The following is a 15,072-nucleotide window of genomic DNA, read 5'->3' on the forward strand; positions in this document are numbered from 1 at the left end:
CCGCGCACGCGAACGGGAGAGCGGCGTCGCTCACGCCGCTCTCCCGCCGGGCATTTCCCCGCCCGTGGTCGCGGGGTCTACTTTCCGCGCAGCCCGTCCGGGAACTTGGCGCTGAAGAGTTTGAATGCGTATGCGATACCGAACAGCACCACGATGGCCGCCGGCTGAATCAGACCCGACATGATTGTTTCCTCACCTCTTGCCGCCGGACGCGCTCGGACCCGGTGCCCGCGCTACGCCGACTCCTCACCGCGACCGGGGCCCCCGGCCGCGTTCGTCTTCGCCTGCGCACCCGGCTGTTCCAGTGCCGCCAGTGCCTCCCGGATGCCGGGCTGGGCGAGCGCGGCCATCAGCTCGCCGAGGGCGGCGGGCTCCAGGGCCGACGGCTCGGCGGCCGGTTGCTCGGGCGCGGTTTCCGATCCGGCTGCCCGGGCGGGCGCGTGCCCGCTGCGTTCCAGGAAGCGCAGCAGTTCCACCGGGAACGGCAGCACCAGGGTCGAATTCTTTTCCGCCGCAACCTGAACCACGGTTTCGAGGAAGCGCAATTGCAGGGCGGCCGGGGCGTGGGCCATATTGGCCGCGGCCGCCGCCAGCTTCTCCGACGCCTGCAGCTCGCCCTCGGCGGAGATGATGCGGGCGCGGCGTTCGCGTTCGGCCTCGGCCTGGCGAGACATGGAGCGCTTCAAGGCATCCGGCAGCGCGACGTCCTTGATCTCGACGCGATCGATGTGCACGCCCCAGTTGATGGCCGGGCTGTCGATCATGAGCTCCAGGCCCTTGTTGAGCTGTTCGCGATTGGACAGCAGATCATCCAGTTCGCTCTTGCCGATGATGGAGCGCAGCGATGTCTGCGCCACCTGCGCGACCGCGAACAGATAATCCTGCACCTCGATCAGCGCACGCAGGGGATCGATGACCCGGAAGTAGACGACCGCATCCACGCGGACGGTCACGTTGTCACGCGTGATCCCCTCCTGCGCGGGCACCGGCATGGTGATCACCTGCATGGAGACCTTCTGCATCTTGTCCACGCCCGGAATCAGCAGCCGCATGCCCGGCTCCCGCACCGCTCGCACGCGCCCCAGCCGGAATACCACCCCTTTTTCGTACTGCGTGACCACCCGGACCCCGGCCGCGAGTCCGATACCGGCGATCACCGCAAAGGCGGCGAGCCAACCCACCAACAGATACAGAACATCCATTGTTCGCTCCGCGAAACTATTTCCGCTCCACCGGAAATCCGATGGCGTGCCTCCATCATTGCACCGGAAGATCGCCCCTGCGACGAGATAACAACCCCGCAACATCGGGACATCCGCCATCACGTTCGCGCGTCGATTTTCGAGGGATGCCCACCCCCGGCCCTGGGCACGGGGGTTTCGGAGGCGGACGAGTCGGTCTGTAAGCCGGATCCTGTCCCCGGTGGTTACCCACCGGGTGGCGACCATCCATCTGGACACACCGTTGCCGGGTGCCTCGAGCGGTCCACCCGCAGGCTCGGGCGAGCAGCCCTCGAACACCTGCGCAGCCGCACTCTCGCGAGTGCGGCCTTCGACCTTGCTCCGGGCGGGGTTTACCTAGCCGCGCCGGTCACCCGGCGCGCTGGTGCGCTCTTACCGCACCGTTTCACCCTTACCGGCGGTGCACTTCTCGCGAAGTGCGGCCCACCGGCGGTTTGTTTTCTGTGGCACTGTCCCGCGGGTTGCCCCGGGTTGCCGTTAACAACCGCCCTGCTCTCCGGAGTCCGGACTTTCCTCGGCGAAGGGCGGCGGCACATGCGTGCCCGTTCCCTTCGCCGCGGCCGCCCGACCGACTCGTCCGCGGCCACCAGGGTACGGTAGGGCCCCATGGAGCGTGTGGAGGTGGGGTTCCCTTCGGGTGGCGAGCAGTGCGCCGCATGGCTGTATCTCCCGGATGGACCGCCCAAGCCGCGCCCGCTGGTGGTCATGGGTCACGGGCTGGGGGCGGACCGGGAAATGGGGTTGGACCGATATGCCCGACGGTTCGCGTCGGCGGGAATCGCGGCCCTGGCCTTCGATTATCGGCATTTCGGGGCCAGCGGCGGTGAGCCCCGGCAGGTGATCAATATCGCCCGGCAGCGCGCGGACTGGCATGCGGCAATCGCCTTCGCGCGCACCGTCCGGGGGATCGACGCCACGCGAATCGCACTGTGGGGCAGTTCATTCGGTGGCGGTCACGTGCTGGCGGTCGCGCCCGACGATCACTACATCGCGGCCGTGGTGGCGCAGTGCCCGTTCACCAGCGGCCGGTCGTCGGCACTGGCGAAGGGGCCGATCAGCCTGATCAAGACCGGCACGCTGGCGGTCACGGATCAGGTTGTGGGACCGATCATCCGGCGCCCGATCAATGCCCGGCTGGCGGGCAAGAAGCATTCCGCGGCGCTGATGAGCGCCGCCGACGTGCCGGCCGGTTTCGGCCGCCTGGCCGAGGAGAGCGGGCAGTACCGGCCGAAGGTGGCGGCCCGCGTCGCCCTGTCGACGCTGTTCGACAATCCCACCCGGCACGTCAAGGACATCAAAGCGCCGGTACTGTACGCGGTCTGCGACAACGACTCGGTGGCCCCGGCCGGCCCGACACTCAAGGCCGCGGAGCGCACCAAGCACGCCACCGTGAAGCGTTACCCCATCGGGCATTTCGAGATCTACTTCGACGACTGGTTCGAGAAGGCCGTCTACGATCAGACCGAGTTCCTGATGGCCACACTGCGTCCCTGAACCCCGGTGGGGCGCAGGGGTTCAGAGGTACGAGGTGTCGTTGGCCAGGCGCACCGACGAACCGCCGTCCGGATAGAACTCGGCGATGGACAGCGACGCCAGATCCAGGTGCAGCCGGTACAGCAGCGAGGGCCCCACCCCGAGCGCCAGCTGCAGCAGCGTCTTGATCGGCGTGACATGGCTGACCACAAGCACATTCGCGCCCGGATACAACGCCACCAGATCCCGTCGCACCGCCTCGACCCGTTCCCGCACTTGGTCGAAGCTCTCGCCGCCGGGCGCCGGAACCGACGGATCCCCCAGCCAGCGGCCATGCAGCTCCGGATCCCGCTCGCGGGCCTCCCGGAAGGTCATCCCTTCCCACGCACCGAAATCCGTCTCGGTCAACCCGTCCAGCACCCGCACCGGCAGTCCGAGCGCCCGGCCCGCCGCCTCGGCGGTCTCCTTGGCCCGCCCCAGCGGGGAGCACACGATCGCCTCGATCCCGCCCTTGCGCGCCAGCATGGCCGCCGCGTTCGCCGCCTGCTCCTGGCCGAGCTCGGTCAGTGGCGGATTCCCCCGCCCCGAATACCGCCGCTGCACAGAGAGTTCCGTCTGCCCATGCCGGAGCAGCAACAGCCGCGTCGGCCGTCCCACGGCACCGGTCCATCCGGGCGAGTGCGCGGTGCTCCCGGCGGTTTCGGGTACTTCGACGACACCGCCCGCGACCGCTGCGGCGATTTCCCCTACCGCCGAAACACTTTCGACCGCCGCGCTCCCGGCGGCCCGATCGTTCGCCAGCGCGGTGCGGACTTCGGCGACCGTATCGGCGCCGTCCATCGCCGCATTGGCCAGGCGGTCGGCGTGCGAGTTCTCCTTGCGCGGAATCCAGGCGAAGCTCACCCGATCGAACCCGGCGACCAGCCGCCGCGCCCGATCGGCCAGCGGAATCATGGCCTCGTGCTTGACCTTCCACCGCCCGGACATCTGCTCCACGACCAGCTTGGAGTCCATCCGCACGGAAACCTCACGCGCACCGAGTTCGGCCGCCGCCTCCAAACCCGCGATGAGCCCACGGTATTCGGCGACATTATTGGTGGTGACGCCGAGGAACTCCATGCGCTCGGCCAGCACGCGCGCGCGATCGGCATCCCACACCACCGCGCCGTAACCGGCAGGCCCGGGATTCCCGCGCGAACCGCCGTCGGCCTCGACGATCACCAAGTCCACCAACGCTTCTCACCCTTCATGTCGTCCGTCATCGCGCTTGCGGCGTGCTCGCGGTCGCCGACCAAGCTCATCACATCAGGCCGGCGGAACGCCCTCGAGGCATTCCGGCACTGCCGCGCGCGGCGATCACCGGCGCGCGGCGGATTGTCACAGACCGGACTGCTTGGTGCGCACCAGGATCGCGCCGCATTCGGGGCAGCGGACCACCACGTCGGGGGCGGTCTGGGAGATGCGGGAGATCTCGCCGCGGTCGAGTTCGATGCGGCAGGCGCCACAGCGGCGGGCCTGGAGCAGGGCGGCGCCGACGCCGTAGGCGGTGCGCTGCTTGTCGTAGGCGGTGAGCAGCTCGGCGGGGAAGGAGTTGGCGAGGGCGGCGCGGTCGGAGTCGCAGCGCTGCTGGGCGACGTCCAGGTCGGCGACCGCGTCGTCGCGACGGCGCTCGGCATCGACCAGGTCGGCCTCGGCCTGGTCCAGGTTGGCGCCGGCGTGGTCGTGGTCGGCGGCGGCGGCCTCGCGGCGCTCCATCACCTCGATGAGGTCGTCCTCGAGGACCGTGCGGCGGCGTTCCAAGCTGCCCAGTTCGTGTTGCAGTTCGGAGAGCTGCTTGGCCCCGACCGACCCGGCGGTGAGCATGCCGCGGTCACGGTCCTCGCGCTTGCGGACGGCCTCGATCTCGCCCTCCAGCTTGCGGATGTCGCGGTCCAGGTCGTCGATGAGAATCTCGACCTTCACCGCCGCGTCCTTGCGGGTGGTGCGCTCCCCTTCCAGCCGCGCCACCTCCTGCTGCTCGGGCAGCACCTTGCGGCGATGCTCGATCCGTGTCAGCTCGGCATCGACAGCGGCGAGGTCGAGCAGCTTGGCCTGGATCGATGGTTCGGCATTCAACGCGAAGGTCTCCTGGACGCTATGGACGAGTAAGACTCCCACCGTACCGTGTCCAATTTGCCCTACGCTTCGCTCCGGGCTGGTTCGCGGCCCCGAAGTCTCGATTCTTCCCTCCTCCGCTCCTCCGCTGCGCTCCCCCGCTACGTCAGTCCAGAATCGAGACGGCCGCGAACCCAAAATGCCTGGTCAGCAGTCGGCCGCGCCGAGGGTCCACGGGTCGGTGCGCAGCGTCGAGACGCGGGTCTCGAGGGCGGGCAGTGCGGCGCGCACCACACCTTCCGCCTGCGCGCACCAGGGGAACTCGGTGGCCCAGTGGGCGGCGTCGATCAGGGCCGGGCCGCCCGCGCGCAGGTGCTCGTCGGCCGGGTGGTGGCGCAGGTCGGAGGTCACATAGGCGTCGACGCCGAGGCGAGAAACCTTGCCCAGGAACGAATCTCCCGCGCCGCCGCACACCGCGACGGTGCGGATGACGCGGTCCGGGTCCCCCGCGGCCCGCACACCCCAGGTGGTGGCGGGCAGGCCGGCGCGGACGCGAGCGGTGAACTCGCGCAGGGTTTCGGGGGCGGGCAGCTCGCCGACGCGGCCGATGCCCAGGCCGGAGGGCAGCGCGGCGCGTTCGGTCACGTGATAGAAGGGTTCCTCGTACGGATGCGCGGCCCGGAGAGCGGCCAGCATGGCGGCGCGACGGGACGGCGGGGCGACCACCTCGAGGCGGTCCTCGGTGACCTCGTGCAGCTCACCGACGGCGCCCAGGGCCGGATTCGCGCCGTCGAGGGGCCGGAACTGTCCGGTGCCCGAGACCGTCCACGCCGCGTCGGAGTAGGTTCCGCTGCTGCCCGCGCCCGCGGCGAACAGGGCGTCGAGCACTTCGTCGCGATGCGTGACGGGCACCGCCACCACCCATTTGTCCAGGGCGGTCCAGGGTTTCGGATCCAACGGCCCGGTCACGGTCAGCCCGATGGCGTGCGCCAGCGCGTCCGAGACCCCGGGGTCGGCGGAGTCGGCATTGGTGTGGGCGGTGAACAGCGCGCATCCGGAGCGGATGAGCCGGTGCAGCAGCGCGCCTTTCGGCGTACTGGCCGCGACGGTGTCCACGCCGCGCAGCAGCAGCGGATGGTGCACGACCAGCGCCTGCGCACCCCACTCGATCGCCTCGTCCACGACCGCGCCGGTGGCGTCGACCGCGAACAGCACGCGCGACACCGGCTCGTCCGGATCACCGGCCACCAGCCCCACCGAATCCCAGGATTCGGCCAGCCCGGGCGGGTACGCCGCATCCAGCGCCGCCATGAGATCCGCCAGCCGCACCGTCGTCACCACAACCGAACCTCCTCGTCGCTCACCAACCTGCGCCTCACTCACAAACCCACTGCGTCCTGCTCACAGACCCACGTCACGAATGGCCGCGACCAGCCGATCCACCTCGGCGGCGGGCCGCACCGCGACGCGCAGGAAAGCTGTTTCCAGCCCCGGGAACGTATCACCACGGCGCACCGCGATTCCCTTGTCCGCGAGCTTCTTTCGCAACAGTTCCGCATCCGGCACCCGGAGCAGCAGGAACGGCCCGTGCGCGGGCTCGTGCACCTCGACGCCGAGTTCCCGCAACCGCGGAATCATGGCGGCCCGATCGGCCGCGACGATCCCGGCCCGGCGCTGCGCCTCGGCCACCGCGGCCGGTTCGCTCACCGCCGCAATGGCTTCCAGCTGCAGGGTGCCCAGCGGCCAGTGCGGGCGCCCGTGATTCAGCCGCGCCAGCACCGGCGGCGCACCGAGCACATAGCCGCAGCGCAGCCCGGCCAGCGCCCAGGTCTTGGTGAGGCTCCGGAATACGAGCACATCCGGATGGCTCTCGCCGGCAAGCGATTCCGGCTCCCCCGGCACCGCGTCGGCGAATGCCTCGTCCACCACCACGATGCGGCCCGGACGCCGCAGCGCGCGGATACTGTCCGCCGGATGCAGCACCGAGGTCGGATTGGTGGGGTTGCCCACCACCACCAGATCCGCGTCCTCCGGCACCGCGGCGCCGTCGAGGGTGTACGGCGGCGCGAGCATCACCCGTGCGACCGATACCCCCGCCTCCCGCAGCGCCAGCTCCGGTTCGGTGAACGACGGATGGATCACCGCCGCCAGCCGCGGCCCCAGCCGCGGCAGCATGGTGAACCCTTCGGCCACCCCCGCCAGCAGCAGCACCTCGTCGATCGCCCGCCCGTGCCGGGCGGCCACCGCGGCGCGCGCCGCCCGCTCGTCCGCCTCGCCCGGATACCGCCCGAGCTCTCCCAGCCGTCCCACCAGCCGCTCACGCAACCATTCCGGCGGCGCGCTCCCCTGGACGTTCACCGCGAAATCGACCATGCCCGGCCGCGCATCCACGTCCCCGTGGTGCCGCAGCCTGGCATGGTCGAAATCGGGAAACTCCGTGTCGTCCGGCACAGCCGTCCACCCTACGTGGCCGCCTCCCACGCCCACCGGACAGAATGGCTGTCGTGGGCGAGCTGCATGTGACCTTCATCTGCACCGGCAATATCTGCCGGTCCCCGATGGCCGAGAAGATTTTCGCCGCGCACCTGGAACGTGCGGGGTTGGCGGATCGGGTGCGGGTGAGCAGTGCCGGGACCGGCAGCTGGCATGTGGGGGACGAAGCCGATTACCGGACGAATCGGGAGCTGGAGACGCACGGGTATCCGATCGGGCATCGGGCCGCGCTGATCGGGCCGGATCATCGGGCGGCCGATCTGCTGGTGGCGCTCGATACCGGGCATGAGCGGGAGCTGGCCCGGTTGGGGGTGCCGTCGGATCAGCGGCGGCTGCTGCGGAGTTTCGATCCGCACGCGGACGGGCGATCGGTGCCGGATCCGTACTATGGCGATCAGGCCGATTTCGCGCTGGTCCGCGAACAGATCGAGGCGGCGGTGCCGGGCCTGCTGGACTGGGTACGCGAACAGTTGGGTGAGGTCGCATGAGCTCGGTAACCTCGCTGCTGCGGCGCTTCACCTTCCTGCTGCGGCCCAGCTGGCTGATTCTCGCCGTGGTGGTCGCCGGTTTCGCCTACCTGTGCTTCACCGTGCTGGCCCCCTGGCAGCTGGGCAAGAACACCCGCACCTCCGAACGCAACGACCGCATCGCGAATTCGGTGCACGCCGACCCGGTCGACATCACCGGCATGCTGTCGGGCAGCGGCAAGGACACCGAGTGGCGGCGGGTCACCGCGAACGGCGTCTACGTTCCGGATTCGACCGTGCTGGTGCGGCTGCGCCATCTCGACGGCCAGCCCGCCTACACGGTCCTGGCCGCCTTCCGCCTCGACGACGGCCGCACCCTGCTGGTCGACCGCGGCCAGGTGGCGGCGGCCCAGGGCGGCACCCATCCGCCGGTCGTCGCCGCCCCGCCCGCCGGCACCCAGCAGCTGGCGGCCCGCATCCGCGCCTCCGAGGGCGTGATCGAGAAGAAGCCCCCGACCACCGAGGACGGCTACCGCCAGGTCTATACGACCGACACCCAGCAGGAAGCTACGGTCCTCGGCATCCCCCTGACCCCCATTCCCACCGACGGCCTGGGCGGCTACCTCCAGCTCGAGTCCGGCCAGCCCGGCGCCTTCACCCCCGACCCGCTCCCCCAGCTGGACTCGGGCCCCTACCTCTCCTACGGCCTGCAGTGGCTGGCCTTCGGCGTCATGGCTCCCCTCGGCCTCGGCTACTTCGTCTGGGCCGAGATCCGCGCCCGCCGCCGCGAAAAGTTCGAACTCGCAGCCCAACCGACCACCACCGGCGAGCCCGCCACCCCTGCCATGCCGACCGACACCCCTGAGCCGACCGGTGCGGCCGCACCCGAATCGACCACTGCCGCACGCGCGGCGAAACCCAACGACCCGGCCCTCGAGCCGAAACCCACGACCAACGAAGCTCGCCTCGCCGACCGCTACGGCGGCACGCGCCGGTAGACCCTGACTACACCGTCGCGGCGCATTCCGCATGCGCACAGCCTCGCTCCGCGCCGGGGCGATGAAGGCCGACAGGCACGCGGGTGTGCACTTCTCATCATCGGGATACGCGACCTGGCCGCGCAGCATCGGACAGCAGCTCGGCCGTTCTCCGCGCCGCGGCTGAAGTCGGCCGAGCCTGTCGCCTCCGCTAACCTCGCCGGGTGCGAACGGGAATTGCCACTGCGGCGGGACTGCTGCTCGGGTTCGGGTTGGACCGGGCGCTGGGGGATCCGCGGCGCGGGCATCCGGTGGCCGGATTCGGTTCGGCCGCAATGAAGGTGGAACGGCTCACCTATCGGGACAGCCGTGTGGCGGGGGTTGTGCACGAGATCGTGCTGGTCGGTGCGGTTTCGGGGCTGGGGATCGGATTGCGGCGGGCCGTGGCCGGACGGGCGCTCGGTGAGGCGGTGCTGACGGCTGCCGCGACCTGGACGGTGCTGGGCGGGACGAGCTTGGCACGGACCGGGCGGGAGATGGCGGATCGGCTCGAATCCGGCGATATCGACGGGGCGCGAGCACTGCTGCCGTCGCTGTGCGGGCGGGATCCCGAGGTGCTCGACGCGGACGGGCTGGCCCGGGCGGCGCTCGAATCCATCGCCGAGAACACCTCCGATGCGACTGTGGCGCCGCTGTTCTGGGGTGCGGTGGCGGGTGTTCCCGGCTTGCTGGCGTATCGGGCCATCAACACTCTCGACGCCATGGTCGGCTACCGCAATGACCGCTACCGCAACTTCGGCTGGGCTGGCGCCCGCGCGGACGATGTCGCGAATCTCGCGCCCGCTCGCGTCAGCGGTCTCATCACCACCGCGCTGGCCCCGGTCGTCGGCGGTCGCCCGGCCGATGCGTGGCGGGCATGGCGACGCGATGCGGCCAAGCATCCGAGCCCGAATGCCGGTGTGGCGGAGGCGTCCATGGCGGGCGCACTGAACGTAACCCTCGGCGGCCGCACCGAATATCGGCACGGCACCGAGCTGCGGCCGACGCTCGGTGACGGTCCGATCCCCCGGGTGCGTGATCTACGCCGGGCGGTGCGGCTCTCGGAAGCGGTGCAGGTGGCCGCCGTGGTCGCCGCCGCGACGGCCGCCTACCTGTGGCGACGCTGATCCGGCCGCGCGAATTCACGAACCGTTCGGTCGTCTTCGCTAGATTTTCCGGAAGGAATGTCACAGTCCGCCGACCTGTTTCGTCGATGCTGTGGACGGTTCGCCCCACCGGGGCGGACGTGAGTGAAGGGCGAGGGTGCGATGAGTGACGGACGGCCGTACGGGCCCGATCAGGTCGAGCTGGCGCGACGGTTCGAGGAGCATCGGGGCTATCTGCGGCGGGTCGCGTACAGCACGCTCGGCAGTCTCAGCGACGCCGACGATGTGGTGCAGGAGGCGTGGCTGCGGCTGGTGCGCTACTACGAGACCAGTCCCGAGGGCGCGGATATCGAAAACCTGCGCGCCTGGCTGACCACGGTCACCGGCCGCCTGGCCCTCGACCACCTGGGTTCGGCGCGGTCGCGGCGCGAACAGTATGTGGGCGAATGGCTTCCGGAGCCGGAGATCACCACCTGGGACGATCCGGCCGACCGCATCTCGCAGGACGAGCGCGTCACCACCGCCCTGCTGGTGGTGCTGGAATCCCTCTCCCCCGCCGAGCGCACCGCCTTCGTCCTGCAGGACGTCTTCGGCATGTCCGGCCCCGAGGTGGCCGAGGTGGTCGGCCGCACCCCCGCCGCCGTGCGCCAATTGGCCTCGCGCGCCCGCAAACACGTGGAGGACGGCACGCCCCGCTTCCCCGCCAGCGCGGACGAGCACGAGAAGGTGGTCTCGGCGTTCGCGGTGGCCTGGCGTTCCGGTGATCTGAGCGCCCTGCTCGGCGTGCTGGATTCCAATGTCACCTTCACCTCCGACGGCGGCGGCAAGGTGCAGGCGTTCCTGCACCCCATGCACGGTGCGGAGAAGGTCGCCAAGACGCTGCTCGGCTTCCTCGATGTCGCCTCGAAGGTCGGTGGCGCGTGGGGCCGTTCTGTGCTGGTCAACGGCCGCCCGGGCCTGGTGGTGTTCGACGGCAAGTACACCGGCGTCTTCGCGTTCACCATCGACGACGGCCGGATCACCAAGATCGATGTGGTCCGCAACCCGGACAAGCTGCGCGGCATCCCGGCCGAAGGCGCGGAGCCCGACTGGCCGCTCGGCGACACCGCCGGAGACAGCGACGCCTGAACCGCGGAAACCGCGGGCCCGCAACCGGATTCATCCGGCGGCGGGCCCGTCGTCGTCCGTCAGGACGCGACCCGCGTCACCGGCCCGAGCCCGTGCGCGGCGGCCACCTCCGGCGAGTAGAGCCGGCCGGCGTCGGCCGTGAGCCCCTGGGCCAGGCCGGGATCGGTGGCGCAGGCGCCGGACCAGCCGAGATTCGCGATGGCGCCGACATACGGCAGGGTGACATTGGTGAGCGCCACGGTGGAGGTGTGCGGAACCGCGCCCGGCATATTGGCCACGCAGTAGAACAGCGAATCCGCCACCTGGAACGTCGGTTTCGCGTGCGTGGTGGGGTGCGAGCTCTGGAAGCACCCGCCCTGGTCGATGGCGATATCGACCAGCACCGAGCCCGGGCGCATGTGGGCGACCAAGCTGTCGGGCACCAGTTCCGGAGCCCGCGCCCCCGGAACCAGGACCGAGCCGATCACCAGGTCCGCCGCCAGCACCGCCTTCTCGACCTCGGCCGCATTGGAGCCGATCGTGGTGACGCGCCCGCCGAACCGGGCGTCGAGTTCCCGCAGTCGCGCGATATTGGTGTCCAGCACGGTGACTCGCGCCCCCATCCCGACCGCGACAGCCGCCGCGTTGCTGCCGGCCACCCCGCCCCCGAGGACCGTCACGTCCGCCGGCACCACCCCGGGCACTCCGCCGAGCAGCAAGCCTGCCCCGCCCTGCGGCGACATGAGGTGATAGGCCCCGACCTGACTGGCCAGCTTGCCCGCCACCTCGCTCATGGGCGAGAGCAGCGGCAGCGACCCGTCGGCGGCCCGGACGGTCTCGTAGGCGATGGCGGTGATGCCGGAGCGCAGAATCGCGTCCGTGCAGTCGCGTGAAGCGGCGAGGTGCAGGAAGGTGAACAGCACCTGCCCCTCCCGCATGCGCGAATATTCCTCGGCGATGGGCTCTTTCACCTTGAGCACCAGTTCCGCCCCGCCCCAGACCTCGTCCGGGTCCGGCAGGACCCGCGCGCCCGCCGCGATGTAGTCGGCGTCGGCGAACCCGGACCCCACCCCCGCCCCGACCTCGACCAGCGCCTCGTGCCCGTGCCGCACCAGTTCCCCGGCGCCGGCCGGGGTGAGGGCGACACGATACTCCTGCTCCTTGACCTCCCGCGGTACCCCGATTCTCATACCGCCATCGTTCACCCGACGGGGCCGCGCCGCCATGAGCGCCACGGCCCGATTTCAGGAGGCGATCGCGTTCAGGAGGCGACGGCCAAGACCTCGCCGGGGGTCGGAATACGCAGCCGGTCCGCGCGGCCGGCGACGGTGAAGCGGTGGGTCAGGTAGTCGAGGTGTTCGGAGAAGTGCGCCCAGCCCTCGGCGTGGACCGGCACGATCACCGCGTCACCCAGCGCCTCCGAGGCGTGGACCGCGGTGCGGCCGTTGAGGGTCAGGTCGAGATCGCCGAAGCGGTCGGTATTGGCCGCGCCCACATTGAGGATGGCGATATCGATGCGTCCGAAGCGTTCCGCGATCCGCCGCACATAGTCGACCGAGGCGTTGTCCCCGGAGACGTAGACGGTCGGCAGCCCGTCGGCCTGCAGCACGAACCCGGTGACCACTCCGGTGAACGGCTCACAACCCTCGGGTCCGTGCAGCGCGGGCACCGCGGTGACGGTCACCGCCCCGATCTGCACCGACTCCCACTCTGCCAGTCCCCGAACACCTTCCATGCGCCCGCCGGCGTCCGGTGTGGACAGCACGGTCTCGACCCCCGCCAGGAATTCCCGGCCGGACCGGTCGAGATTGTCCGCGTGCTGATCGTGCGAGAGCAGCACCACATCGACCCGCCCGATCTCGGCGGCGGGCACGGCCGGCCCGCTCAGCTTGTAGAGCGTGACACCACCCGGGTACTCACCCGGCTCGTCGAAGGTGGGGTCGGTCAGCCAGACCAGGTCGCCGTAGCCGAATCGCACTGTGGGGCCGCCGATGTGGAGGAGCTCGAGGGTGGAAGTGGCCGCTGCGGTGTCGATCGTGTTCGTCATGCCGACAAGTCTCGTCGCGGACCGTGGGTCGTGACAGTGGCCCGAAGGCCGCGCCTCGATAAGATCGGGCCATGATTGCTGGATCCCGCGAAGCCGACGCCGCCGAGTCCCTGCACACCGTGGCCATCGTGGTGTACGACGGGATCAGCCCGTTCCACCTGGCGGTGCCGACCCTGGTGTTCGGCCGCATCGGCGCGGGCGGTCCCGCCGGCAGCCCCTATCGCGTGGTGGTGTGCGCCGAACGCCCCGGAACCATCACCACCCCAGCGGGTTTCGATATCGTCGTCGCCCACGGCCTGGAGGCGACCGAGGCCGCCGACACCCTGGTCATCCCCAGCTGGGAGCGCGATCTCCCACTCCCCGAACCCATCCGGGACGCCCTGCACCGTGCCCACGCCCGCGGCGCCCGCATTGTCGGCCTGTGCCTGGGCGCGTGGGCGGTGGCGGCGAGCGGCCTGGCCGACGGACGGGAGATCACCACGCACTGGTCGGCGGCGGTCGAGCTGGCCCGCGCGTATCCGGCGGTCCGGGTGCGCGCGGACACCCTGTGGTCCGACGACGGCGACCTCATCACCTCCGCCGGCACCGCCGCGGCCCTCGACTGCTGTCTGCACCTGGTGCGCACCGACCACGGCAGCCGCGTCGCCGCCGAGCTGGCCCGCCGGCTGGTGCTGGCCCCGCACCGCAGCGGCTCACAGGCCCAGTACATCCCGGTCGCCGTGCCCGAGACAGCCGACCAGGACCCGATCGAGCATGCGATGGTCTGGGCCAGAACCCATCTCGATCAGCCGGTGGATCTGGACGGCTGGGCCCGGACCGCTGTCATGTCGCGGCGCACGTTCACCCGCCGCTTCCGCGATCGCACCGGCACCAGCCCGCAGCAGTGGCTGCTGCAGCAGCGCGTGGACCACGCCCGGCTGCTGCTGGAATCCACCGACGACACCATGGACCGCGTGGCCGCCGATTCCGGGCTGGGCACCGGCGTCAATCTCCGCCATCACTTCCACCGATTGCTCGGCACCACGCCCGCCGCCCATCGGGCCCTCTTCCGCCGGGTTTGACCGAGCCGAGTCCGCCGCAGCGGCTCCCCACGGCGGCCCGGCACCCGGCGGGGGCTAAGTTCGGGGCTATGAGGATTCAGCTGGGTGAGCACGTGCCGCAGATCGACGAGAGCGCGTGGGTCGCGGCGAACGCCACCGTGGCCGGGCGGGTACGGCTGGAAGCCGAAGTGAGCGTCTGGTATTCGGCGGTGCTGCGCGGTGACATGGATCAGATCACCGTCGGTGCGCGCAGCAATATTCAGGACGGCTGTGTGCTGCACGCCGATCCGGGCTTCCCGTGCACGGTGGGCGAGGGAGTCTCGGTGGGGCACAACGCGATTCTGCACGGCTGCACGGTCGGCGACGATGTGCTGATCGGCATGGGCGCGACGGTGCTGAACGGCGCGGTCATCGGGGCGGGCAGCCTGATCGCGGCCAACGCGCTGGTTCCCGAGGGCGCCCAGATTCCGCCGGGCTCGCTGGTCGCGGGGGTGCCGGGCAAGATGCGCCGGGAGCTGAGCGAGGCCGAGCGTGATCACATTCGCCTGAATGCGACCGCCTACCTGCACAACACGGCCGTGCACCGCCAGGGTCAAGAGGCGTGACTGAAGGGGGCATGTGAGAATCCCCACACTGAACAAGTGACCATAAAGGCCGCTGTTAGCATCGTTCGAAGCGTTCCCGGCGGCCCGGGCTGTGCCGTCGCCAGCCGGGTCCGCGCTCGGGGCTAGCAGGAGGTTTCAACGGTGTCGTACGAGCACGACGGTATGCACCGACAGCGCATCAGCGTGGCCGATATCGCCGCGCAGCCAGGGGGAATCGAGGCACTCCAGCGCCGGGTGCACGAACTGCGTTCCAATGGCATCGATTTCGCCGCCAATGCGATAGAGAGCGAAATGGCCGCGCTCGACGTCCGCTGATCGGGCGCGGCGTTCGCTGATCGGACGTGGTTGCGACCGCAACCCTCCGGCGATGCGATAATGCGGCT

At 70.4% G+C, this 15,072-nt stretch carries 15 protein-coding genes and 1 other RNA gene; 8 read left to right on the plus strand and 8 right to left on the minus strand.

Annotation, left to right across the window (positions count from 1 at the left end):
* Window positions 1-233 precede the first annotated feature (233 nt).
* Both ACFXKA_RS14145 and rnpB read right to left on the minus strand, forming a co-directional pair.
* Window positions 234-1,202 (minus strand): SPFH domain-containing protein, encoded by a 969-nt coding sequence (locus ACFXKA_RS14145; RefSeq protein ID WP_379427517.1) that lies wholly within the window; start codon window positions 1,200-1,202, stop codon window positions 234-236.
* A gap of 184 nt (window positions 1,203-1,386) precedes the next feature.
* Window positions 1,387-1,817: RNase P RNA component class A (gene rnpB / locus ACFXKA_RS14150), an RNA gene on the minus strand.
* A gap of 30 nt (window positions 1,818-1,847) precedes the next feature.
* Here rnpB and ACFXKA_RS14155 point away from each other — a divergent pair.
* The gene (locus ACFXKA_RS14155) at window positions 1,848-2,735 is read left to right on the plus strand and encodes an alpha/beta fold hydrolase (RefSeq protein WP_354838321.1); all 888 of its coding nucleotides are present in this window, start codon (window positions 1,848-1,850) and stop codon (window positions 2,733-2,735) included.
* A gap of 21 nt (window positions 2,736-2,756) precedes the next feature.
* On the opposite strand, the gene ACFXKA_RS14160 is transcribed toward ACFXKA_RS14155, so the two are convergent.
* From ACFXKA_RS14160 to cobC, 4 genes are all read right to left on the minus strand, one after another.
* A complete protein-coding gene (locus ACFXKA_RS14160) occupies window positions 2,757-3,944 on the minus strand; it encodes a bifunctional RNase H/acid phosphatase (RefSeq protein WP_379427641.1) in 1,188 nt (395 codons plus the stop codon).
* A gap of 147 nt (window positions 3,945-4,091) precedes the next feature.
* Window positions 4,092-4,829, minus strand: coding sequence for a zinc ribbon domain-containing protein (locus tag ACFXKA_RS14165; protein WP_379427642.1), 738 nt, complete (start codon window positions 4,827-4,829; stop codon window positions 4,092-4,094).
* Between the two features lie 186 nt (window positions 4,830-5,015).
* Entirely contained in the window at window positions 5,016-6,146 is a 1,131-nt protein-coding gene (locus ACFXKA_RS14170) for a Nif3-like dinuclear metal center hexameric protein (protein ID WP_379427643.1), read from the minus strand.
* Between the two features lie 63 nt (window positions 6,147-6,209).
* Complete coding sequence (cobC, locus tag ACFXKA_RS14175; protein ID WP_379427518.1) at window positions 6,210-7,259, minus strand: Rv2231c family pyridoxal phosphate-dependent protein CobC; 1,050 nt, start codon at window positions 7,257-7,259, stop codon at window positions 6,210-6,212.
* Window positions 7,260-7,303: 44 nt separating this feature from the next.
* On the opposite strand from cobC, the gene ACFXKA_RS14180 reads away from it, so the two are divergent.
* From ACFXKA_RS14180 to sigJ, 4 genes are all read left to right on the plus strand, one after another.
* Window positions 7,304-7,789: a low molecular weight protein-tyrosine-phosphatase gene (locus tag ACFXKA_RS14180; protein ID WP_379427519.1), complete on the plus strand. Its 486-nt coding sequence runs from the start codon at window positions 7,304-7,306 to the stop codon at window positions 7,787-7,789.
* A 17-nt stretch (window positions 7,790-7,806) separates the two neighbouring features.
* Window positions 7,807-8,766 (plus strand): SURF1 family protein, encoded by a 960-nt coding sequence (locus ACFXKA_RS14185; RefSeq protein ID WP_379427644.1) that lies wholly within the window; start codon window positions 7,807-7,809, stop codon window positions 8,764-8,766.
* Window positions 8,767-8,969: 203 nt separating this feature from the next.
* Window positions 8,970-9,911 carry a cobalamin biosynthesis protein gene (locus ACFXKA_RS14190; RefSeq protein ID WP_379427520.1) on the plus strand — a complete coding sequence of 314 codons (942 nt, stop codon included), beginning with the start codon at window positions 8,970-8,972 and terminating at the stop codon, window positions 9,909-9,911.
* Between the two features lie 141 nt (window positions 9,912-10,052).
* Window positions 10,053-11,018 carry an RNA polymerase sigma factor SigJ gene (gene sigJ, locus ACFXKA_RS14195; protein ID WP_379427521.1) on the plus strand — a complete coding sequence of 322 codons (966 nt, stop codon included), beginning with the start codon at window positions 10,053-10,055 and terminating at the stop codon, window positions 11,016-11,018.
* A 59-nt stretch (window positions 11,019-11,077) separates the two neighbouring features.
* Here sigJ and ald read toward each other — a convergent pair whose 3' ends face one another.
* Together ald and ACFXKA_RS14205 are read right to left on the minus strand one after the other, a co-directional pair.
* A complete protein-coding gene (gene ald, locus ACFXKA_RS14200; protein ID WP_354838304.1) occupies window positions 11,078-12,187 on the minus strand; it encodes an alanine dehydrogenase in 1,110 nt (369 codons plus the stop codon).
* Window positions 12,188-12,258: 71 nt separating this feature from the next.
* Window positions 12,259-13,044, minus strand: a complete 786-nt coding sequence (locus tag ACFXKA_RS14205; RefSeq protein ID WP_379427522.1) for an MBL fold metallo-hydrolase — start codon at window positions 13,042-13,044, stop codon at window positions 12,259-12,261.
* A 71-nt stretch (window positions 13,045-13,115) separates the two neighbouring features.
* On the opposite strand from ACFXKA_RS14205, the gene ACFXKA_RS14210 reads away from it, so the two are divergent.
* From ACFXKA_RS14210 to ACFXKA_RS14220, 3 genes are all read left to right on the plus strand, one after another.
* On the plus strand, window positions 13,116-14,105 hold the full coding sequence (locus ACFXKA_RS14210) for a GlxA family transcriptional regulator (protein WP_379427523.1): 990 nt from the start codon (window positions 13,116-13,118) through the stop codon (window positions 14,103-14,105).
* Between the two features lie 68 nt (window positions 14,106-14,173).
* Window positions 14,174-14,689 (plus strand): gamma carbonic anhydrase family protein, encoded by a 516-nt coding sequence (locus ACFXKA_RS14215; protein WP_379427524.1) that lies wholly within the window; start codon window positions 14,174-14,176, stop codon window positions 14,687-14,689.
* A 141-nt stretch (window positions 14,690-14,830) separates the two neighbouring features.
* Window positions 14,831-15,004, plus strand: coding sequence for a hypothetical protein (locus ACFXKA_RS14220; RefSeq protein WP_354838293.1), 174 nt, complete (start codon window positions 14,831-14,833; stop codon window positions 15,002-15,004).
* Window positions 15,005-15,072 lie beyond the last annotated feature (68 nt).

This window comes from Nocardia sp. NPDC059228 (assembly GCF_042754245.1).
Classification (GTDB): domain Bacteria; phylum Actinomycetota; class Actinomycetes; order Mycobacteriales; family Mycobacteriaceae; genus Nocardia.

What these genes read in the sequence shown, in the direction of transcription:
- ACFXKA_RS14145 (WP_379427517.1), bottom strand. Translation starts at nt 1,202, where the DNA reads ATGGATGTTCTGTATCTGTTGGTGGGTTGGCTCGCCGCCTTTGCGGTG.
- ACFXKA_RS14155 (WP_354838321.1), top strand. Translation starts at nt 1,848, where the DNA reads ATGGAGCGTGTGGAGGTGGGGTTCCCTTCGGGTGGCGAGCAGTGCGCC.
- ACFXKA_RS14180 (WP_379427519.1), top strand. Translation starts at nt 7,304, where the DNA reads ATGGCTGTCGTGGGCGAGCTGCATGTGACCTTCATCTGCACCGGCAAT.
- sigJ (WP_379427521.1), top strand. Translation starts at nt 10,053, where the DNA reads ATGAGTGACGGACGGCCGTACGGGCCCGATCAGGTCGAGCTGGCGCGA.
- ald (WP_354838304.1), bottom strand. Translation starts at nt 12,187, where the DNA reads ATGAGAATCGGGGTACCGCGGGAGGTCAAGGAGCAGGAGTATCGTGTC.
- ACFXKA_RS14205 (WP_379427522.1), bottom strand. Translation starts at nt 13,044, where the DNA reads ATGACGAACACGATCGACACCGCAGCGGCCACTTCCACCCTCGAGCTC.
- ACFXKA_RS14210 (WP_379427523.1), top strand. Translation starts at nt 13,116, where the DNA reads ATGATTGCTGGATCCCGCGAAGCCGACGCCGCCGAGTCCCTGCACACC.
- ACFXKA_RS14215 (WP_379427524.1), top strand. Translation starts at nt 14,174, where the DNA reads ATGAGGATTCAGCTGGGTGAGCACGTGCCGCAGATCGACGAGAGCGCG.